Annotated in this window: 15 protein-coding genes; 8 read left to right on the forward strand and 7 right to left on the reverse strand. The window is 61.4% G+C overall.

Annotation, left to right across the window (positions count from 1 at the left end; all coding sequences use genetic code 11):
- Window positions 1–1,608, reverse strand: a complete 1,608-nt coding sequence (locus FIV38_RS26265) for a carboxyl transferase domain-containing protein (protein ID WP_092239058.1) — start codon at window positions 1,606–1,608, stop codon at window positions 1–3.
- 11 nt (window positions 1,609–1,619) lie between these two features.
- Window positions 1,620–2,783: an isovaleryl-CoA dehydrogenase gene (locus tag FIV38_RS26270; RefSeq protein WP_029298352.1), complete on the reverse strand. Its 1,164-nt coding sequence runs from the start codon at window positions 2,781–2,783 to the stop codon at window positions 1,620–1,622.
- A gap of 171 nt (window positions 2,784–2,954) precedes the next feature.
- Between FIV38_RS26270 and FIV38_RS26275 the strand changes: the two genes are divergently transcribed.
- Entirely contained in the window at window positions 2,955–4,637 is a 1,683-nt protein-coding gene (locus FIV38_RS26275; protein WP_092239060.1) for an AMP-binding protein, read from the forward strand.
- A gap of 699 nt (window positions 4,638–5,336) precedes the next feature.
- Here FIV38_RS26275 and FIV38_RS26280 read toward each other — a convergent pair.
- The 3 genes from FIV38_RS26280 to FIV38_RS26290 all read right to left on the reverse strand — a co-directional run bounded on the left by FIV38_RS26280 (window position 5,337) and on the right by FIV38_RS26290 (window position 7,677).
- Window positions 5,337–6,236, reverse strand: a complete 900-nt coding sequence (locus FIV38_RS26280) for a hydroxymethylglutaryl-CoA lyase (protein WP_070995483.1) — start codon at window positions 6,234–6,236, stop codon at window positions 5,337–5,339.
- 13 nt (window positions 6,237–6,249) lie between these two features.
- Window positions 6,250–6,651 (reverse strand): MerR family transcriptional regulator, encoded by a 402-nt coding sequence (locus FIV38_RS26285; RefSeq protein WP_029298346.1) that lies wholly within the window; start codon window positions 6,649–6,651, stop codon window positions 6,250–6,252.
- A 90-nt stretch (window positions 6,652–6,741) separates the two neighbouring features.
- Window positions 6,742–7,677, reverse strand: a complete 936-nt coding sequence (locus tag FIV38_RS26290; RefSeq protein ID WP_029298344.1) for a LysR family transcriptional regulator — start codon at window positions 7,675–7,677, stop codon at window positions 6,742–6,744.
- Window positions 7,678–7,828: 151 nt separating this feature from the next.
- Here FIV38_RS26290 and FIV38_RS26295 point away from each other — a divergent pair, with 151 nt between their 5' ends.
- On the forward strand, window positions 7,829–9,058 hold the full coding sequence (locus tag FIV38_RS26295) for an acyl-CoA dehydrogenase (RefSeq protein ID WP_029298342.1): 1,230 nt from the start codon (window positions 7,829–7,831) through the stop codon (window positions 9,056–9,058).
- A gap of 101 nt (window positions 9,059–9,159) precedes the next feature.
- Here the strand turns inward: FIV38_RS26295 and FIV38_RS26300 are convergent, their stop codons facing one another.
- Together FIV38_RS26300 and xthA are read right to left on the reverse strand one after the other, a co-directional pair.
- Complete coding sequence (locus FIV38_RS26300) at window positions 9,160–10,500, reverse strand: substrate-binding domain-containing protein (protein ID WP_092239062.1); 1,341 nt, start codon at window positions 10,498–10,500, stop codon at window positions 9,160–9,162.
- 217 nt (window positions 10,501–10,717) lie between these two features.
- A complete protein-coding gene (xthA, locus tag FIV38_RS26310) occupies window positions 10,718–11,530 on the reverse strand; it encodes an exodeoxyribonuclease III (protein WP_029298338.1) in 813 nt (270 codons plus the stop codon).
- A gap of 187 nt (window positions 11,531–11,717) precedes the next feature.
- On the opposite strand from xthA, the gene FIV38_RS26315 reads away from it, so the two are divergent.
- The 6 genes from FIV38_RS26315 to FIV38_RS26340 all read left to right on the forward strand — a co-directional run bounded on the left by FIV38_RS26315 (window position 11,718) and on the right by FIV38_RS26340 (window position 21,335).
- Complete coding sequence (locus FIV38_RS26315; protein ID WP_029298336.1) at window positions 11,718–12,368, forward strand: GNAT family N-acetyltransferase; 651 nt, start codon at window positions 11,718–11,720, stop codon at window positions 12,366–12,368.
- A 64-nt stretch (window positions 12,369–12,432) separates the two neighbouring features.
- Complete coding sequence (locus FIV38_RS26320; protein WP_070995480.1) at window positions 12,433–14,160, forward strand: autotransporter assembly complex protein TamA; 1,728 nt, start codon at window positions 12,433–12,435, stop codon at window positions 14,158–14,160.
- Entirely contained in the window at window positions 14,157–17,831 is a 3,675-nt protein-coding gene (locus FIV38_RS26325; RefSeq protein WP_092239065.1) for a translocation/assembly module TamB domain-containing protein, read from the forward strand. Before FIV38_RS26320 ends, FIV38_RS26325 begins: the two co-directional genes overlap by 4 nt.
- A gap of 257 nt (window positions 17,832–18,088) precedes the next feature.
- On the forward strand, window positions 18,089–18,562 hold the full coding sequence (locus tag FIV38_RS26330; RefSeq protein WP_029298330.1) for a MarR family winged helix-turn-helix transcriptional regulator: 474 nt from the start codon (window positions 18,089–18,091) through the stop codon (window positions 18,560–18,562).
- A 41-nt stretch (window positions 18,563–18,603) separates the two neighbouring features.
- Window positions 18,604–19,806, forward strand: a complete 1,203-nt coding sequence (locus FIV38_RS26335) for an HlyD/EmrA/EmrK family protein (RefSeq protein ID WP_092239067.1) — start codon at window positions 18,604–18,606, stop codon at window positions 19,804–19,806.
- Window positions 19,806–21,335, forward strand: coding sequence for a DHA2 family efflux MFS transporter permease subunit (locus tag FIV38_RS26340; RefSeq protein ID WP_092239069.1), 1,530 nt, complete (start codon window positions 19,806–19,808; stop codon window positions 21,333–21,335). The genes FIV38_RS26335 and FIV38_RS26340 overlap by 1 nt, the downstream gene beginning before the upstream one ends.
- Window positions 21,336–21,372 lie beyond the last annotated feature (37 nt).

The raw sequence follows: 21,372 nt of genomic DNA on the forward strand, positions 1-21,372 counted from the left end.
TTACATGCGGAACACGCCGAAGCGGCTCGGCTCGATGGGGGCATTCAGCGCAGCGGACAGGGCCAGGGCCAGCACGTCACGGGTTTGCAAAGGGTCGATGACACCGTCATCCCACAGGCGGGCGCTGGAGTAATAGGGGTGGCCCTGGGTCTCGTACTGGTCGAGGATCGGCTGTTTGATCTGCGCTTCGTCCTCGGCGCTGAACCCCTGGCCACTGCGTTCGGCCTGCTCGCGCTTGACCTGCACCAGCACGCCGGCTGCCTGTTCGGCGCCCATTACGCCAATACGGGCGTTAGGCCACATCCACAAAAAGCGCGGGTCATAGGCGCGCCCGCACATCCCGTAGTTTCCGGCACCAAAGCTGCCACCGATGATCACCGTGAATTTCGGCACCTTGGCGCAGGCCACCGCCGTCACCAGCTTGGCGCCGTGCTTGGCGATGCCACCGGCTTCGTACTTCTGGCCGACCATAAAGCCGGTGATGTTCTGCAAGAACAGCAGGGGAATCCCGCGCTGGCAGGCCAGTTCGATAAAGTGCGCGCCTTTTTGCGCCGCTTCGGCAAAGAGGATGCCGTTGTTGGCGAGGATCGCGACGGGATAGCCATGCAAATGGGCAAAACCGCAGACCAGCGTGGTGCCGAACAGCGCCTTGAACTCATCGAAAACCGAACCGTCCACCAGCCGCGCAATCACTTCGCGCACATCGAACGGTTGCTTGGCGTCGGCCGGGATAACCCCATACAACTCGTCGCTGGCATACAGCGGCGCGACTGGCGTGCGCTGCTGCAACTGCCCCTGTTTGCGCCAGTTGAGGTTGGCGATACTACGGCGGGCCAGGGCCAGGGCGTGTTCGTCGCTGTCGGCGTAATGGTCGGCCACCCCAGAGATCTTGCAGTGCACATCGGCACCGCCAAGGTCTTCGGCGCTGACCACTTCGCCCGTGGCGGCCTTCACCAGCGGCGGGCCGGCGAGGAAGATGGTCGCCTGCTGGCGCACCATGATCGCTTCGTCGGCCATCGCTGGCACATAGGCACCACCGGCGGTGCAGGAGCCCATGACCACGGCAATCTGCGGGATGCCTTGGGCGCTCATGTTGGCCTGGTTGAAGAAGATCCGCCCAAAGTGCTCGCGGTCGGGAAACACTTCATCCTGGCGCGGCAGGTTGGCGCCGCCGGAATCCACCAGGTAGATGCAGGGCAGGCGGTTCTGCTCGGCAATGGTTTGCGCGCGCAGGTGTTTTTTCACGGTCAGCGGGTAGTAGGAGCCACCTTTTACCGTGGCGTCGTTGGCGACGATCATGCATTCCACGCCTTCGACCCGGCCGATCCCGGCGATCACGCCAGCGGCCGGCACCTCTTCACCGTAGACCTGATACGCCGCCAGTTGGCTGAGCTCAAGGAATGCCGAGCCCGGGTCGAGCAGGCGGTTGATGCGTTCGCGCGGCAACAGCTTGCCCCGGGAAGTGTGGCGCTCCTGGGCCTTGCTGCCGCCGCCTTGCTGGACCTGGGCGAGCAGGGTGTGCAGGGCGTCGACCTGTTTGAGCATTGCCGCGCTGTTGGTGGCGAATTCTGCCGAGCGTGGGTTGAGTTGGGTGTGCAGGGTGGCCATGGTGCACTCCCTCAGCGGGTTTCGTTGAACAGTTCGCGGCCAATCAACATGCGCCGGATCTCGCTGGTGCCCGCGCCGATTTCATACAGCTTGGCATCGCGCAGCAGGCGGCCGGCCGGGAATTCATTGATATAGCCATTGCCGCCGAGAATCTGGATTGCATCGAGGGCCATCTGCGTGGCGCGTTCGGCGCTGTACAGAATCACCCCAGCCGCGTCCTTGCGTGTGGTTTCGCCGCGTTCGCAGGCTTGGGCGACGGCATACAGGTAGGCGCGGCTGGCGTTGAGCTGGGTGTACATGTCGGCGACCTTGCCCTGGATCAGTTGGAACTCGCCGATGCTCTGGCCGAACTGCTTGCGGTCGTGGATATACGGCACGATCAGGTCCATGCAGGCCTGCATGATCCCGGTCGGGCCGCCGGAGAGCACCACGCGCTCGTAGTCCAGGCCACTCATCAGCACTTTGACGCCGCCATTGAGCGCGCCGAGGATGTTTTCTTCAGGCACCTCGACGTCATCGAAAAACAGCTCGCAGGTGTTGGAGCCGCGCATGCCCAGCTTGTCGAACTTGTTGCTGCGGCTGAAGCCTTTCGAGTCGCGCTCAACGATAAACGCGGTGATGCCATGGGCGCCTTTTTCCAGGTCGGTCTTGGCATAGATCACGTAGGTGTGGGCATCGGGACCGTTGGTGATCCAGGTCTTGCTGCCGTTGAGCACATACACGCTGCCGCGCTTATCGGCGCGCAGCTTCATCGAGACCACATCAGAACCGGCATTGGGCTCGCTCATGGCCAGGGCGCCAATGTGCTCGCCGCTGATCAGCTTGGGCAGGTACTTGAGCTTTTGCTCGTGGCTGCCGTTGCGGTTGATCTGGTTGACGCACAGGTTGGAGTGCGCGCCGTAGGACAATGCCACCGAGGCCGAGCCACGGCTGATTTCTTCCATAGCCACCACGTGGGCCAGGTAACCCAGGCCGGCACCGCCGTATTCTTCCGGCACGGTGATGCCCAACAGGCCCATGTCACCGAACTTGCGCCACATATCCACGGGGAACAGGTTGTCGATATCGATCTGTGCTGCCCGGGGCGCCAGCTCCTTGGCCACGAAGGCCTGCACCTGGTCGCGCAGCATGTCGATGGTTTCACCGAGGGCGAAGTTCAGGGTCGGGTAACTCATGGGAGGGCACCTATAAACATTATTGTTGTGGGGCTGGCGACGCCATTGGGCGATCACCTTTACGTTAACGTAAACTTGCGTTGCATGACTGTCAATCGTAGCTTACGTTAACGTCAAGCTCGCGCCTGACCGGCGCACCGTCCACCTACAAAAAAGACAATAGGGGTCGTCATGGATCAACCGAATCAGAGCTACAGCCGTGGCCCACAGGACAAGGCCCTGCTGGCCATGACCATTGGCCAGGCATTCGACCGCACGGTGGCGCAGTACCCGCAGGGCGAGGCCCTGGTGGTGCGCCATCAGCAGTTGCGCTACACCTGGCAGCAATTGGCCGAAGCTGTGGACCTGCACGCCCGCGCTCTGCTGGCCCTGGGGTTGCAAGCCGGGGATCGTCTTGGCATCTGGGCGCCGAACTGCGCGCAGTGGTGCATCAGCCAGGTGGCCAGTGCCAAGCTCGGGGTGATCCTGGTCAACATCAACCCGGCCTACCGCAGTAGCGAGTTGGAATACGTGCTCAAGCAATCGGGCTGCCAGTGGTTGATCTGTGCCGGTTCGTTCAAATCCTCCGACTACCACGGGATGCTGCAGGCGCTGGTACCGGAACTGGCGGAGCAGGGCATCGGCCAATTGCGCTGCGAGCTGTTACCTGAACTGCGCGGGGTGATCAGCCTGGATGCGCGACCGCCCTCGGGGTTCCTGCCCTGGTCGCAATTGTCGGCCCTGGGTACGGGCATCCCCCCGCAACAGCTGCATCACCGCGAGGCCAGCCTGCACTTCGATCAACCCGTCAACATCCAGTACACCTCCGGCACCACGGGCTTCCCCAAGGGCGCCACCCTCAGCCACCACAACATCCTCAACAACGGCTACATGGTCGGCGAAAGCCTGGGCCTGAGCGCCCAGGACCGCCTGGTGATCCCCGTGCCGCTCTACCATTGCTTCGGGATGGTCATGGGCAACCTGGGCTGCATCACCCATGGCACGACCATGATCTATCCCAATGACGGCTTCGACCCGCTGCTGACCCTGGCCGCCGTGGCCGAAGAACGCGCCACCGGCCTCTACGGCGTACCCACGATGTTTATCGCGATGCTCGATCATCCGCAACGCGGCACGTTCGACCTGTCGACCCTGCGCACCGGGATCATGGCCGGCTCCACCTGCCCGATCGAGGTGATGCGCCGGGTGATCAGCGACCTGCATATGAGTGAGGTACAAATCGCCTACGGCATGACCGAGACCAGCCCGGTGTCGCTGCAGACCGGGGCCGATGACGACCTGGAGCGGCGCGTGACCACGGTCGGGCGCACGCAACCCCAGTTGGAAAGCAAGATCATCGACGAAGCCGGCAACACCGTGCCGCGCGGGCAGATCGGCGAGCTGTGCACCCGTGGCTACAGCGTGATGCTCGGCTACTGGAACAACCCCGAGGGCACCCGCGAAGCCATCGACGAGGCGGGCTGGATGCATACGGGCGACCTGGCGAGCATGGATGAGCAGGGTTACGTGTGCATCGCCGGGCGCAACAAGGACATGATCATCCGCGGTGGCGAGAACGTGTACCCGCGGGAGCTGGAGGAGTTCTTCTTCACCCACCCGGCGGTGGCCGATGTGCAGATCATCGGCATTCCCGATGAGCGCTACGGCGAAGAGATCGTGGCCTGGATCAAGTTTCACCCGGGGCAGGTCGCCAACGAACTGGAGCTGCAAACCTGGTGCAAGGGGCGCATTGCGCACTTCAAGACGCCGAAGCATTTCCGGTTTGTCGAAGAGTTCCCGATGACGGTGACCGGCAAGATCCAGAAGTTTCGTATGCGCGAGATTACGATCGAGCAACTGCGTAGCGAAACCTGAGGCCTGGCCCAAACCTGATGTGGGGCTCGGCTTGTGTGGGAGCGGGCTTGCTCGCGATAGCGGAGTATCAGTCAAGTATTTATCAATTGACCCACCGCTTTCGCGAGCAAGCCCGCTCCCACAGGGGGTAGAGGGTGGCTCACAAAATTCATTTCACCCAGGCAGCACAAAGGGGAGCCGAAGCTCCCCTTTAATTTGTTGTCACGTGCTCTTTTTTTATTATTGAGGGGCGGTCTATTGTTGTTTTTGGCAACCGTGGCCCTTTACCGCTGTTTTTGGCGACCCCCATCCGGGGTCAAGAGCAAACGTATTTTTTTGAGCGCTGATCTGCTTCTTCGCACGCGATCCAACCAGTGGGTAGCTACCTTGAGGTAGTTTTATTGTTCTCTGCCCGGTTGCGAGTGGCGGCTTGCGCCGTACCCTGCGAAGCACATCTTCTCCAAAAAAATCTGTTAGCTGCGTCTCTGCCGTGTTGTTTTTGTTATGTCAGAGTCGGTACGTCTTATTTTTATTAGGTTTGGTGCTTTTTATTCTTGTTATGCCATAGAGATAGCAGAAGCCGTGCCAACTTTTAAAAAGCCTTTAAAATCAATGATTTAATTTTTTAGTAGGAAATTTACTTCAGAGAATGCGACAAAATATGTTCCCGTGTTACCCGATGTGTAGCCGCGAGGTAACACATCGCCACGGGCACGCTACTCAACTGGCGCTACGGGCCCTGGCCACGCGTGAGCCGGTGGGGCGGCCGAGTACCGAACAGATCTGCTGGCCCGCCACCAGGAGCTTGTCCATGTCGATACCGGTCTCGATGCCCAGGCCGTTGAGCAGGTACAGCACGTCCTCGGTGGCCACGTTACCGCTGGCGCCCTTGGCATAGGGGCAGCCGCCGAGGCCGGCGATAGAGCTGTCGAACACGTTGATACCTTCCAGCAGGCTGGCATACAGGTTGGCGATGGCCTGCCCGTAGGTGTCATGGAAATGCCCGGCAAGCTTTGCCCGTGGCACGTCCTTGCCCACCACCTCAAACATACGGCGCGTGGCGCCGGCGGTGCCGGTGCCGATCGTGTCGCCCAGAGACACCTCGTAACAGCCCATGGCATACAACTCTCGGGCCACGGCGGCGACTTGTTCCGGCGCCACCTGGCCCTCGTAAGGGCAACCCAGCACGCAGGACACATAGCCGCGCACGCTCACCCCCTGTTGCTGCGCCGCCGCCATGATCGGCGCAAAGCGCTCCAGGCTCTCGCTGATGGAGCAATTGATATTGCGCTGGGAAAACGCCTCCGACGCCGCGGCAAACACCGCGACCTCCTTGACCCCGGCCGCCAGCGCGTCCTCGAACCCGCGCAGGTTCGGCGCCAGCGCGCCGTAGATCACGCCCGGCTTGCGCTGGATCTGCGCAAACACCTCGGCTGAGCCGGCCATTTGCGGCACCCACTTGGGCGAGACAAAACTGCCGACTTCGATGTAACCCAGGCCCGCCGCACTGAGGGCGTCGACCAGTTGCACCTTGTCGGCCACGCTGATGGGCTGTGCTTCGTTTTGCAGGCCGTCGCGCGGGCCGACTTCGACCAGGCGCACATGGGAGGGGAGAGACATGGGATCTACCTTTTTATTGGGGTTGGCCGACCTGGCTCTGGATCGTCTGTTCCAGGGCCTGGGTGCAACGTTCTTCAGCGGTGTCCAGTTCCAGCTTCATCTGTTCGATGTCCAGTAACTGTTGTTCCAACTGCTCACGGCGTTCGCTGATCTTCGCCAGCATGCTGTGCAATTGCTTTTGATTGCCGCTGGTGGGGTCGTAGAGTTCGATCAGCTCGCGGCACTCGGCCAGGGAAAAACCGATGCGCTTGCCACGCAGGATCAGCTTCAGGCTGACTTTGTCCCGAGGCGAATAGATACGCTCCTGGCCACGGCGTTCGGGGCTCAAAAGGCCTTGTTCTTCATAGAAGCGAATGGCCCGGGTGGTGATGTCCAACTCGCGGGCCAGGTCGGAGATGCTGTAGGTCGTGCTCATGGTGGCGCTCAAGGAGGGTCTCGGCGCTACGCTAATGGCTGCTTGACGTAAACGTCAAGCGAATCAAGCCCATTGCAGGAGCCGGCAAGGTCAGGTCGATTGCTGGTCCAGCTTCTTCTCACGCGCCGTGACCTGCTGGCACAGTTCGATCATCTGTTCGCGCATCCAGCGGTTGGCCGGGTCCTGGTCGGTGCTTTCATGCCAGTACAGGTGGGTTTCCACCGGTGGCACATCATTGACCGGCAGGTTGAACGAGTGCAGCTCGTTACGCCTTGCAAAGCGCTCGGGCACGGTCATCACCATATCGGTCTGCTGCAATACCTGGGAGGCCATCAGGTAATGCTGCGAACGCAGGGCGATCTTGCGCTGGATCCCCATCTTGCCCAGGGCCAGGTCGACGTGGCCCAGGCCATTGCGTCGGCTGGAAATATGAATATGGGTCAGCGAGAGGTAGTCATCCAGGCTGAATTTTTCTTTGCCCGCCATCGGGTGGCCCTTGCGCATGGCACACACGTAGCGGTCTTCCATGAGCTTGACGTGGCGCACTTGCGGGTCGGTGTTCAGGGGCGCGTCCACCGCAAAATCCAGGCGGCCGGCGGCCAGTTCCTTGGTGGTTTCACGGCGCTTGGACAGGAAGCTTTCGATGATCACCGTGGGCGCCAGGCGGCGCAGGCGCTGGAACAGCGACGGCAGGATCACCGCTTCAGTGAGGTCGGTCATGCTGATGCGGTAGGTCTTGGCTGCCTGCAAGGGGTTGAAGATCCGACTCTCTTGCACCGACACCCGCAACAGCGACAGCGCATTGCGCACCGGGCCAATGATGTTCTGGGCCATGGGTGTCGGCACCATGCCTTGGGCAGTCCGCACGAACAGCGGGTCGTTGAAGGTCTCGCGCAGGCGCGCCAGGGCGTTTGATACCGCCGGCTGGGTAATGCCGACGATCTGCCCGGCGCGGGTCAGGTTGGCTTCGGTGTAGATCGCGTCAAACACGATGAAAAGATTGAGGTCGACCTTGCTCAGATTCATTTCGTTGCGCTCTTCTTGTTAGGTTTTCATACGCCGATCATATATCGGTGATGAATGTTAATACACGCCGAGAATAGGCTAGGTAAATTATCAGCGCTGTTCTAGCATCGATTGCATGACCTAAACAACCTCTCAAAGAAGGGAGCTGCTCATGGATTTTGCCTATTCACCCAAGGTTCAGGAACTGCGTGAACGCGTCACCGCGTTTATGGATGCTTACGTTTACCCAGCCGAACCGGTGTTTGAGCGCCAGGTCAGCGAAGGTGATCGCTGGCAGCCCACCGCCATCATGGAAGAGCTCAAAGCCAAGGCTAAGGCCGAAGGCTTGTGGAACCTGTTCCTGCCGGAGTCCGAGCTGGGCGCGGGCCTGACCAACCTGGAATACGCGCCGCTCGCAGAAATCATGGGCCGCTCCTTGCTCGGCCCGGAGCCGTTCAATTGCTCGGCACCCGACACCGGCAATATGGAAGTGCTGGTGCGCTACGCCAACGAAGAGCAGAAACAGCGCTGGCTGGAGCCGCTGCTGCGCGGTGAGATCCGCTCGGCGTTTGCCATGACCGAACCGGATGTGGCGTCCTCCGACGCCACCAATATGGCCGCCCGCGCCGAACGCCAGGGTGACGAATGGGTCATCAACGGCAAGAAGTGGTGGACCTCCGGCGCGTGCGACCCGCGTTGCAAAATCCTCATCTTCATGGGCCTGAGCAACCCGGATGCGCCGCGCCACCAGCAACACTCGATGATCCTGGTACCGGTAGATGCGCCCGGGGTGAAAATCGTCCGGCCGCTACCGGTGTTCGGCTACGACGACGCGCCCCATGGGCATGCCGAAGTGCTGTTCGACAACGTGCGCGTGCCGTACGAAAACGTGCTGCTGGGTGAAGGCCGCGGCTTTGAAATTGCCCAGGGGCGCCTTGGCCCAGGACGTATTCACCACTGCATGCGCTCCATTGGCATGGCTGAACGCGCCCTGGAATTGATGTGCAAGCGTTCTGTCAGCCGCACCGCCTTTGGCAAGCCGCTGGCGCGCCTGGGTGGCAATATCGACAAAATCGCCGACTCGCGGATGGAAATCGACATGGCACGCCTGTTGACCTTGAAAGCGGCGTACATGATGGACACGGTCGGCAACAAAGTGGCGAAAAGTGAAATCGCCCAGATCAAGGTCGTGGCACCGAATGTGGCACTCAAGGTAATTGACCGGGCGATCCAGATCCATGGTGGTGCCGGGGTGTCCAACGACTTCCCGCTGGCCTACATGTACGCCATGCAGCGCACCCTGCGCCTGGCCGACGGCCCGGACGAAGTGCATCGGGCGGCGATCGGCAAGTTCGAGATTGGCAAATATGTGCCTAAAGAGCTGATGCGCAGCGGTCAGTAACACCACGCCGGCCTTATCGCGGGCAAGCCCGTTCCCACATTCAGTGTAGGAGCGGGCTTGCCCGCGATAGCGGTGGGCCAGTCAACCCCAGTCTTCAGGCGTCAGTAAACCCAGACCTCCACCCGGCGATTCTTGATCCGCCCCTCATCCACGGTATTTGCCGCCACCGGCATTTCGGCGCCAAAGCCGCGGATGTCGCGCAACACCACGCCACTCTTGACCAACTCGCGACGCACCGCCATTGCCCGCAACTTGGACAACAGGTCGGCGCGCTGCGGGTCATCCTTGGCGTCACCAAACCCCACCAGCGTGACCCGCTTGTCCCGTTTGTCGTGGCTGCTTATATAAGCCACCACCCGTGCCAGGTCCTGGCGTGCCTTGTTGTCCAGGCTCGCACTGCCTTCTTCGAAGCGAAAATTCACGCTCAGGCGTTGTGCCTCGCGAGCGATGGCCTGGTAGGCGTCCGGCATCGGTGGCCGTGGCTGCACGCTGATAGCCTGGACCTGTTGGGCGATAAACCCGTTGGCGGCAACGATGGCCTGGCCTTGGGCGCTCTGAGCAAAGTCCACCAGCGCCTTGGCCCAGGGATTGGTGTTAGCGGGTGGCAGGTAGAAAAACAATCGCCGCGACAGAGGGTAGTCCTCGGTGGCGATCAGGCTGTTCGCTGGCAACATCGCTTGGGAATCACCATCACTGATGGCCACGGCCTTGGCCTGGCGCACATAAGGCAGGCCGATGAAGCCAATACCCTGCCGGTCGTGGCTCACCGCATCGGACAATTGCTCGCTGGACTCAAAGCGTTTGGCCGCGCTGTCGAGGGTTTTGTCGCGAGGGTTGAGCACCAACTCCTTGAAGGTGTCGTAGGTTCCGGATTGATCATCACGGGCATACAGCCGGATCTTCCCGCCGGTGCCGCCCAAGGCTTCCCAGGTGCTGGTTTCACCACTGAAAATCTTCGCCAGTTGTTCGGTCGTCAAGGTCTGCAAGGGGTTACGTGGATGCAGGATGATCGCCAGGCCGTCGATGGCAATTACCTGTTCGGCGCCGGGGCTTTTCAGGTCGCCCAGGGGTTCAAGCTCCACCAACTCGCGGTCCTTGATCGGGCGCGACGCGGCGGCCAGGTCGGCTTCGGCATTTTTCAGCGCGGCAAAGCCGGTGCTGGAACCATGGGCGGCGATTTCTACCAGGACCCGTTTGCCTTGGGGGCTCGTGCCGACGAGGCGCTGCTCATTGGGGTGGTTCGTCGGTTCACTGTGCACGGCCTTCAGGCCCTGTTGCACCATCAAACCCTTGATCAGCGCCGGGCCCAGCGCCGCGCCAATGGTGTTGGAGCCCTGCAGGCGCAGGGCCGGACCCTGTTCGGGAAAGGGCAGGGGCGTTGCAACGACCGAAAGAGGGAAGGTGCTACACAGAACCAGCAGGTACAGAACGCGCAGCATCATGCCGCCACCTTCTCAAGCCAAAGGACGTGCGGGCAGATTAAGTCAGTAAGGTTGCCAGAATATGACTGACGGCCAATTGAACCCGATGTGGGAGCTGGCTTGTGTGGGAGCGGGCTTGCTCGCGAATACGGTGTGTCATTCAACACATCCAGCGACTGATCCACCGATTTCGCGAGCAAGCCCGCTCCCACATTTTTGGATGGTGTTGCCGCAAAAATCAGCTCAGTTCCAGCCAGATCGGCGCATGGTCCGACGGTTTTTCCAGGCCGCGCAGTTCGTAGTCCACGCCCGCATCCTTGACCCGTGGCAGCAGGCCATTGGAGGCCATGATCAGGTCGATGCGCAGGCCACGCTTGGGTTCATCTTCAAAGCCGCGGCTGCGGTAATCGAACCAACTGAAGCGATCCGCCACATCTGGGTTCAGGTGCCGGAAGCTGTCGGTCAGGCCCCAGTTTTTCAGGCGCGCCATCCATTCGCGTTCTTCCGGCAGGAAGCTGCATTTGCCGGTCTTCAGCCAGCGCTTGGCGTTGTCGGCACCGATGCCGATATCGCAATCCTCAGGGGAAATGTTCACATCACCCATCACCACCAACGCCTGGTCATTGCTGAACTGGGTTTCCAGCAACTGTTGCAGGTCTTCGTAGAAGCGCTGCTTGGCCGGGAACTTGGTGGGGTGATCGCGGCTTTCGCCCTGTGGGAAATAGCCGTTCATGATGGTGATCGGGTTGCCGTGTTCATCGGCAAAGGTGCCCCAGATAAAACGGCGCTGGGCATCCTCATCGTCGCTGGCAAAACCCTTGTGCAGGGCCAGCGGCTCTTGGCGCGAGAGCAGGGCGACACCGTAGTGGCCTTTCTGCCCGTGGTAGTACACGTGGTACCCCAGGGCTTGGACTTCAGCCAGCGGGAACTGGTCGTCGTGGACCTTGGTTTCCTGCAGGCCGATCACGTCCGGTTGATGTTTGTCGATCAGGGCCGCCAGCTGATGAGGCCGGGCACGCAGCCCGTTGATATTGAAGGAGACGATTTTCATGGTCGGCAGTCCAGTCTGGCAAAAGGGCGATGCTAGCCGACAAGTCGGACGGGAGCCAGCGTGGCGGTAGGACAGATGCACTGCTAATGTCTCTCAAGGAGCCAATGGCACGGAACGACTCAGTTGCCCCGGGCTCGTAACAATAAGAGCGCGGCCTTTTGAGTTGCGCCCAGGGGAGATACAACTGATGCCTGACACTAGCACCGCCATTGCCCAGGTCCACATGCTCGATAGCGGCTATTCCCGCGAAGCGCGCTCGTTGCTGTACCACGCCTATCGCCATGAGCCGACCTTCGCCTACCTGTTTGAAGCCGAACGCTCCGGGTACGAGCAGCGGGTCAGGGCTACGGTGCGCGAACTGGTCAAGCAACATTTTCTCCAGGAGCTGCCGGCGATCGGCCTGCTGGTCAATGACCGCCTGATCGGCATCGCCCTGATTGCCCCTCCGCAACGGCGCCTGGGTATCACTGAAAGTTGGGCCTGGCAATTACGCATGTGGTTGAGCACTGGCTTGAGGTGTACCCGGCGTTACCTCGAATACCATCAGGCGGTGTTGGCGTGCCTGCCGTCCGAGTCGGTACACGTGTTGCCGCTATTGGGGATTCACCCGCAATTCCAGGGCAAGCATTACGGCGAGCAACTGCTCGAAGCCGTGCATAACTGGTGCGCCGAAGACCCGCATTCTCAAGGGGTGGTGCTGGACACCGGCAATCCGCTCTACCTGGAATTCTATAAACGCCAGGGCTATGACGAAGTGGGCGAGGTGGCTGTAGGACCTATCCTGGAACATGTGTTTTTTCACCCAAACCCCCAAGTGTTACAACCTGCAACGCCTTAACGCAGAATTATTCAGACAATTCCCGGTTCTAAGGTGCTCCCCAGCTCGTGTAGCATCCGCGCCTATGAAGTTTTCCAATAGATTTACCAGCGGCTTGATTCTGCTGTTCACAAGCTGCGGCGCCTTGGCGCAAAGCGAGTTGGACGTGCGGGTCAAACCTTCAAACGATGCGCTGAAGGCCAATATCGAAGGCTATATCGGCGGGGTTGGCGAGCGTGATGAGGAGGCCTTGCTGCGCTTCAGTCGCGGTGCCGAGGAGCAGGCGCGCAAGGCCGCCCAGGCACTGGGCTTTTATCAGCCGCAGATTGCCAGTGAGGTAAAGGCCGGCAAGAACCCGCGCCTGATCCTCAGCATCGACCCTGGCGAGCCCGTGCATTTGCGTAATGTCACGATTCGGGTGGACGGCCCTGCGGCCGAGTTAAAGTCCTTTCGCGTGCCCGATAGCCAAGACCTCAAGTCCGGCGCCGTACTCAACCATGGTCATTACGAAGACGCCAAGCGCCTGATCCAGAACCAGGCCTCGCGCTTCGGCTATTTCAGTGGCCGTTTTACCCAGCAGAAACTGTCTGTCGATCCCCAGGCGGGCGTGGCCGATATCGAGCTGGTCTACGACAGCGGCCCGCGCTACACCCTCGGCAAGGTCAACTTTGCCGGCGATACCCCCTTTGATGAAGAACTGTTGCAACGCATGGTGCCGTTCCAGAGTGGCACCCCTTACGATTCCGAGCTGATTGCCGAGCTGAACCAGGCCCTGCAGTCGAGCGGTTATTTCGAGGGCGTGCGGGTGGACGCGGCCCCGGCCGCAGCGGCCAATGATGTGATCCCGGTGGCAGTCCAGCTGGAAACCCGCAAACCCCGGACCATGGGCCTGGGCCTGGGTTTTTCCACCGACGTCGGCCCGCGCGGCAAGGCCAACTGGACGCGGCACTGGGTCAACCCCCAGGGGCATAGCTATGGCTGGGAGGCGGAACTGTCGGCGCCCCGGCAGAACGTCGGCCTGTGGTACGACATCCCCCTCGACCCGCCACTGACCGACAAGCTGCGCTTTGCCGGTGGCTACCAGAACGAAGAACTGGCCAACACCGACACCCTCAGCAAACTGCTCACCCTCGGCCCGGAATGGCACAGCAAGTTGCCCAGCGGCTGGACACGGGTGATCTCGCTCAAATGGCAGCGCGAAGAATATCGCCTGGGGGATGACTCCGGCTTGAGCAATTTGCTGATGCCGGGAATCAGCTATTCCTACCTGCGCAGCGACAACCGCATCGACCCCCATAACGGCTATCGCCTGCAGTTCGATACCAAGGTGGCTAAAGAGGGGCTGGGCTCGGACACCAACCTGCTGTACGGCACCGCGATGATCAAGGGCTTGACCACGGTGTGGGACAAGCACCGCTTCCTCGGCCGTGCACAGTTTGGCGGCAGCGCCACCAACGGCTACAAGTCGGTGCCGCCGTCCCTGCGCTTTTTTGCCGGTGGCGACCAGAGCGTGCGTGGCTACGAGTACCAGACCCTGTCCCCGGAAAACAACAAGGGCGACCGTATCGGTGGCCGCTATATGGTGGCCTTGAGCGCCGAGTATCAATATTCCATCGCCGAAAAATGGCGGATCGCGACCTTTGTCGACCAGGGCAATTCCTTTAACAGCCTTGAGTTGCCGAGCCTGAAAACCGGGGTCGGCATCGGCGTGCGCTGGGTGTCGCCAGTCGGCCCGATTCGCCTTGACCTGGCCCATGCCCTGGAAGATCCGGGCGGCGTTCGTTTGCACTTTTCCATGGGGCCTGAGCTGTGAAGCGTGGTTTGAAAATAGCGGGTCTGAGTGTGGTGGCGCTTGTCGCCTTGGTGCCCCTGGCCGTATGGAGCGTACTGGGTACGCAAGTCGGCAGTCGCTGGGCACTCGGCCAGGTTCCGGGGTTGAGCGTGGACAACTTCCAGGGCCACCTGGGCGGGCAGTGGAGCGCCGACCATCTGCTGTGGCAGCAAGACAGCAGCCGCGTGGAACTCAATGCGCCGAAATTCGACTGGTCGCCGGCGTGCCTGCTGCGCATGACTTTGTGCATCCGGCAACTGGACGTGGAGCAGGTGAGCCTGCAGTTCCCACCCAGCACCGAAGAAAGCAGCGGCCCGATTACCCTGCCAGACCTGAACCTGCCCCTGGCCATCGAACTGGGCGACGTGCGTGTAGGCAGCCTGCTGTTCAACGGCAGCGAAGAACTCCAGGGCCTGCAACTGGCGGCCCATTGGACCGCTGAAGGAATGCAGATCGACGCGGTGCACCTGCAGCGCGACGGCCTGGTGCTGGACCTCAGCGGTATGCTGCAACCAACCGGTGACTGGCCGCTGACGGCGACCGGTAACCTGAGCCTGCCCTACGCTCCGGGTGGCGCGCCATGGGCCGTGGCGCTGAACGTCACGGGTGATTTGCTCAAGACCCTCAAGCTCGACGCCGACAGCACGGGCTACCTGCCCGCCAAGCTCAAGGGCGAACTGCAACCTCTGGTCGAGAACCTGCCGGCGCAACTGCAGATCACCGCCGATGGCTTCAAGCCCGCCGCCGACTTGCCGGACACCCTGCAGCTCAACCAACTGGACCTGACGGCCAAGGGCGACCTGGGCAAGGGCTATCAACTGTTGGGCAAGGCCGTATTACCCGCAGAAAAGGGCCCGGTTGACCTGTTGCTGCAAGGCCGGGTCGACGCCAAGGGCGCACAGATCGCCGGCCTTGACCTGAATGCCGGGGATAAGCAGAGCCTCAAGCTCAGTGCCCAACTGGATTGGCAGCAGGGCTTCAGCGCAGATGCAAAAATCGACTGGCTGGATTTCCCCTGGCACCGCCTGTACCCGCTGATTGACGAGCCGCAAGTGGTGTTGCGTACCTTCAACGGCGAAGTCTCCTACAAGGACGGCAATTACCTGGGCAATCTCAAGGCCGACCTCGATGGGCCGGCCGGCAAGTTCAGTCTGGTTACGCCATTCAGTGGCGACCTGACCCAAGTGTTCCTGCCAGAACTGAAACTGGTTGCCGGCCAAGGCAAGGCCGAAGGCCACCTGAACCTGCAATTTGCCGATGGCATCGCCTGGGATACGGCGCTTGACCTGTCGGCGATCAACCCGGCGTACTGGGTCGCGGAACTGCCGGGCACGCTCGCCGGGCCGCTGCGCAGCCAGGGTGAAATGAAAAACGAACAACTCAAGCTCACCGCTGACCTTGATCTGAAGGGCCGTTTGCGCGGCCAGCCCGCCGTGCTGGCGGCCAAGGCCGAAGGCGCGGGTGAGCAATGGACCCTGGCCAACCTGGATATCCGCCTGGGTGACAACCGCATCAACGGCAGTGGCAGCCTGCAACAGCGCCTGGCCGGGCAGATCGACATCAAGCTCGCACGCCTGGCCCAGCTGTGGCCGCAGTTGCGTGGGCAGGTCAATGGCCGGCTCGATGTGGCCGGCACTTTAAAGGCCCCCCAGGGCAAGCTCGACCTCAAGGGCCAGCAACTGGTGTTTGAAGACAATCGCCTGCAAGCCCTCAGCCTGGACGCGACACTTGATAGCGCGCAACGGGCGAAGATCGACCTCAAGGGCAGCGGGATCCAGGCTGGTGACACCCAGCTCGGCACCTTGACCGCCAGCGCCCAGGGCGATATCAAAAGCCAGAAAGTCCAACTGGACCTGATGGGCCCCCTGGTCAAGCTGGCCCTGGCCCTGGACGGCACGCTCGACAAAGGCAACTGGCGCGGGCGCCTGGCCAGTGGCGACGTACAGGCCGGTGGCCAGGACTGGAAACTGCAGGCCCCGGCAAAAATCGAGCGCATGGCCGACGGCAAGCTGACATTCGCTGCCCATTGCTGGGTCTCCGGGCCCGCCAGCCTGTGTGGCGAAGACCAGCGGCTGATGCCCGATCCCAAGCTGCGCTACCACCTCAAGCAATTCCCCATCGACAGCCTGGCGCAATGGCTGCCCAAGGATTTTGCCTGGCAGGGCAAGCTCAACGCCGATATCCAGCTCGACCTGCCGGCCAGCGGCCCCAAAGGCCTGATCGCGGTGGATGCCAGTGGCGGCACCCTGCGGGTCAAGGACAAGGACCAGTGGCTGGATTTCCCCTACGACACCCTCAAGCTGGAAACCACGCTCAACCCTACGCGCATCGATACCCAGCTGAATTTCCGCGGCGGCAAACTCGGTGAGTTGCTGTTGCAGGCACAGCTCAACCCCTTGGCGAAAAACAAGCCGATCTCTGGCAACTTCAGCCTCACTGGCCTGGACCTGGCGGTAGCGCGGCCGTTTGTGCCGATGGTGGAAAAACTCAGCGGCAAGCTCAATGGCAGCGGGCGTATTTCCGGCGGGCTGCTGGCGCCGCAGGTCAACGGCAATATCAACCTGATCGCGGGCGAGATTTCCGGGCCCGAACTGCCGATCAGCCTTGAGGGCCTGAACGTGCAGGCGCTGATTGCCGGTGAAAGCGTGCAGATCAACGGCGGCTGGCGCAGCGGCAAGGCCGGGCAGGGCAGCCTCAAGGGCCAGATCGACTGGGGCCGGGCCCTGATCGTTGACCTCAGCCTGCAGGGTTCGCAATTACCGGTTACGGTCGAACCCTACGCCAAGCTGGAAGTGGCGCCCGACTTGAAGATCAGCCTCAAGGACGACAAGTTGGCGATCGCCGGTAATGTCCACATCCCGCGCGGTGATATCACCGTGCGCGAATTGCCGCCTTCGACGGTCAAGGTCTCGGATGACACGGTGATCGTTGGCAGCCAGACCGAAGAAGGCAAGCCGCCGATGGCCATGGCCATGGATATCAACGTGGTGGTGGGCGAGGATCAGCTCAACTTCGCGGGCTTCGGCCTCACGGCCAAGGTCCAGGGCCGGGTGCATATCGGCGATAACATGGACACCCGTGGCGAACTCTGGCTCAACGACGGCCGTTACCGTGCCTACGGCCAGAGACTCGATGTGCGCCGTGCGCGCCTGCTGTTCGCCGGGCCGCTCGACCAGCCGTATCTGGATATCGAAGCCATCCGCAAGACCGACGACGTGATCGCGGGTATCCGCCTGAGCGGCAGTGCCGAGCAACCCACCACGCAAATCTTCTCGGAACCGGCCATGAGCCAGGAGCAGGCGCTGTCCTACCTGGTGCTGGGCCGTCCGTTGAGCACCACCGGTGAAGACAACAACATGCTGGCGCAAGCGGCGCTGGGCCTGGGGTTGATGGGCAGTGCCGGGGTGACGTCGGATATTGCCAAGAACCTGGGAATCCAGGACTTCGAACTGGACACCCAGGGCAGCGGCAACAATACGGCGGTGGTGGCCAGCGGCAAGATCACCGAAAAGCTCAGCTTGCGTTACGGCGTGGGGGTGTTCGAGCCGGCCAGCACCATCGCCTTGCGTTACCTGCTGAGCAAGCGGGTGTATCTGGAAGTGGCCAGCGGCGTGGCAAGCTCCCTGGATATCTTCTACAAACGGGATTTCTGACGCTTAAACGTCAATCAAATTGTGGGAGCTGGCTTGCCTGCGATAGCAGTGGTTCAGTCACTATTTCTAGTGGCTGACACACCGCAATCGCAGGCAAGCCAGCTCCCACATTTGTTTTGTCGTGGATTCAGAACCTTCCCATGGCTCCAGTCATCACCTGATTACCAAGCAACCTAACTATTTATTTGACATTCGCTGCCTAGGCAGTAATATTTGGTCACATATTCACTGCCTAGGCAGTAATAAGGTGACTTTCGATGAAACACTTCACCCCGGAAAACTTCCACAACTGCCATCTCGGCCTGTTGCTGGGGCGCGCCGCGATTCTCAAAGACCGCATCATCGACACCCATATGGAACCCCACGGCATCACCGCCGCGCAGTTCAAGGTGTTGATTATCATGGCCCAGTTTGGCGTCGATACCCCGGCGGAGCTGTGCCGCAATCTGTCCCTGGACAGTGGCTCGATGACCCGCATGCTCGACCGCCTGGAGCAAAAACACCTGCTGGCACGCAAGCGTTCCGAGCAGGACCGGCGCCAGGTGCAGCTTGTGTTGACCGCCGACGGCCAGCGCCTGGCGGACATGTTGCCGCAGATCGGCGCCCAGGCCCTGAACCAGTTGGCTGGCGTGCTGGAGCCGGGGGAATTGCAGACCCTGGAATACATCCTCAAGAAAATCCTGATCGCTGCGGGTGACCCCATCACCCTGCAACGGGTCGGGACTCAATGAACACGCCAGTCACGCGCGCTGAATAACGCAAGGTATTTGTCATGGCTACTGCCCAAGCAAACAACACCGCACCCTCCCAACCCGACGACAGCAACCCGCGCAAACGCAAGATCATGTTGCTGGGCCTGGCGCTGATCGTCGTGCTCTGCGTCGTCGGCGTCTGGGGCTGGCACGAGCTGTATGGCCGTTGGAGCGAAAGCACCGACGACGCCTACGTGAACGGCAACGTGGTGGAAATCACCCCGCTGGTCACCGGCACCGTGGTCAGCATTGGCGCCGATGATGGCGACCTGGTCCACGAAGGTCAGGTGCTGATCAACTTCGACCCCAACGACGCGGCCGTCGGCTTGCAAAGTGCCCAGGCCAACCTGGCGCGCACCGTACGCCAAGTGCGCGGCCTGTACAGCAATGTGGATGGCATGAAAGCCCAGGTTCAGGCGCAAAAAGCCCAAGTGCAAACGGCCCAGGACAACTTCAACCGCCGCAGGATCCTCGCCCAGGGTGGCGCGATTTCCCTGGAAGAACTGTCCCATGCCCGTGATGCCCTGAGCGCGGCGAGCAACTCACTGGCCAACCTGCAACAGCAACTCAATACCTCCACCGCGCTGGTGGATGACACGGTGATCTCGTCCCACCCGGATGTGCAGGCCGCTGCCGCGCAGTTGCGCCAGGCCTACCTGGCCAATGCGCGCAGCACCTTGATCGCCCCGGTCACCGGCTATGTGGCCAAGCGCACCGTACAGCTGGGCCAGCGGGTCGAGCCGGGCACGGCGTTGATGGCGGTGATTCCCCTGGACCAACTGTGGATCGACGCCAACTTCAAGGAAACCCAACTGCGCCAGATGCGCATTGGCCAGCCGGTGGACATCGAGGCCGATATCTACGGCAGTGATGTGAAATACAGCGGCACCGTCGACAGCCTCGGCGCCGGCACCGGCAGTGCGTTTGCCCTGCTGCCCGCACAGAACGCCACGGGTAACTGGATCAAGATCGTGCAACGGGTACCGGTGCGCATCCATATCAACGCCCAGGAGTTGGCCCAGCACCCGTTGCGGGTGGGGTTGTCGACCCAGGTGGAAGTCAACCTGCACGACCAGAGCGGCCCGGTGCTGGCGCAGCAACCGCCGCAAAAGGCCTCGTTCAGTACCAATGTGTACGACCGCCAGTTGGCCGAGGCCGACGCGATGATCACCCAGTTGATCCATGACAACAGCGTGGCCGCGCCCAAGGCAGCACAACGCTGATGAGCAATAACGCCTCCTTCACGCCGCCCAGCTTGCTGATGGCCACCATTGGCCTGTCCCTGGCGACCTTTATGCAGGTGCTCGACACCACCATCGCCAACGTGGCGCTGCCGACCATCTCTGGCAACCTGGGGGTGAGTTCGGAGCAGGGCACCTGGGTCATCACCTCATTTGCCGTGAGCAATGCCATTGCGCTGCCTTTGACCGGCTGGTTGAGCCGGCGCTTTGGCGAAGTGAAGCTGTTTTTGTGGGCCACGCTTCTGTTTGTGCTGGCCTCGTTCCTGTGTGGTATCTCCACTTCGATGCCCGAGCTGATCGGCTTCCGGGTGCTGCAAGGCCTGGTGGCGGGGCCGCTGTACCCGATGACCCAGACCTTGCTGATCGCCGTCTATCCACCCGCCAGGCGCGGCATGGCCCTGGCACTGCTGGCGATGGTCACGGTGGTCGCGCCGATTGCAGGTCCCATTCTTGGCGGCTGGATCACCGACAGCTACAGCTGGCCGTGGATCTTCTTCATCAACGTGCCCATCGGGATTTTTGCGGTGATGGTGGTACGTTCGCAGCTCAGGAAGCGGCCGGTGGTCACCAGCCATCAGCCGATGGATTATGTCGGCCTGTTGAGCCTGATCGTCGGGGTCGGTGCCTTGCAGATCATCCTCGACAAGGGCAACGACCTGGACTGGTTCGAATCCAATTTCATCATCATCGGCGCGGCCATCTCGGTGATCGCCCTGGCGGTGTTCGTGATCTGGGAAATGACCGACAAACATCCGGTGGTCAACCTACGCCTGTTTGCCCACCGCAATTTCCGCATCGGCACCATTGTGCTGGTGCTGGGCTATGCCGGGTTCTTCGGGATCAACCTGATCCTGCCGCAATGGCTGCAGACGCAGATGGGCTACACCGCCACTTGGGCCGGTTTGGCCGTGGCGCCGATCGGCATCCTGCCGGTGCTCATGTCGCCTTTTGTCGGCAAGTACGCACACAAGTTCGATTTGCGGCTGCTGGCCGGCCTGGCGTTCCTGGCGATTGGCCTGAGCTGCTTTATGCGCGCCGGTTTCACCAATGAAGTGGACTTCCAGCACATCGCTCTGGTGCAACTGTTCATGGGCATCGGTGTGGCGCTGTTCTTTATGCCGACCTTGAGCATCCTGATGTCCGACCTGCCGCCGCACCAGATCGCCGACGGTGCGGGCCTGGCGACCTTCCTGCGAACCCTGGGCGGCAGCTTTGCGGCATCGTTGACTACCTGGATCTGGATTCGCCGGGCTGACCAGCATCATGCCTACATGAGCGAGAGCATGAGTGTGTACGACTCGGCCACCCGCGATGCGCTGAACACCCTGGGCGGTGCGGGCCACAAGGCCTATGCGCAACTGGACCAGGTGCTCACCAGCCAGGCATACATGATGTCCACCGTGGACTATTTCACGTTGCTGGGGTGGATGTTCATGGGCTTGATCCTGCTGGTGTGGCTGGCCAAGCCGCCGTTTACCGCGAAGGCAGGGCCGGCGGCGTCGGGTCACTGATCTTGCAGCGCACGCGGTCAAAAATGTGGGAGCGGGC

Origin of the sequence: Pseudomonas proteolytica, assembly GCF_007858275.1 — a bacterium.
Lineage (GTDB): Bacteria > Pseudomonadota > Gammaproteobacteria > Pseudomonadales > Pseudomonadaceae > Aquipseudomonas > Aquipseudomonas proteolytica.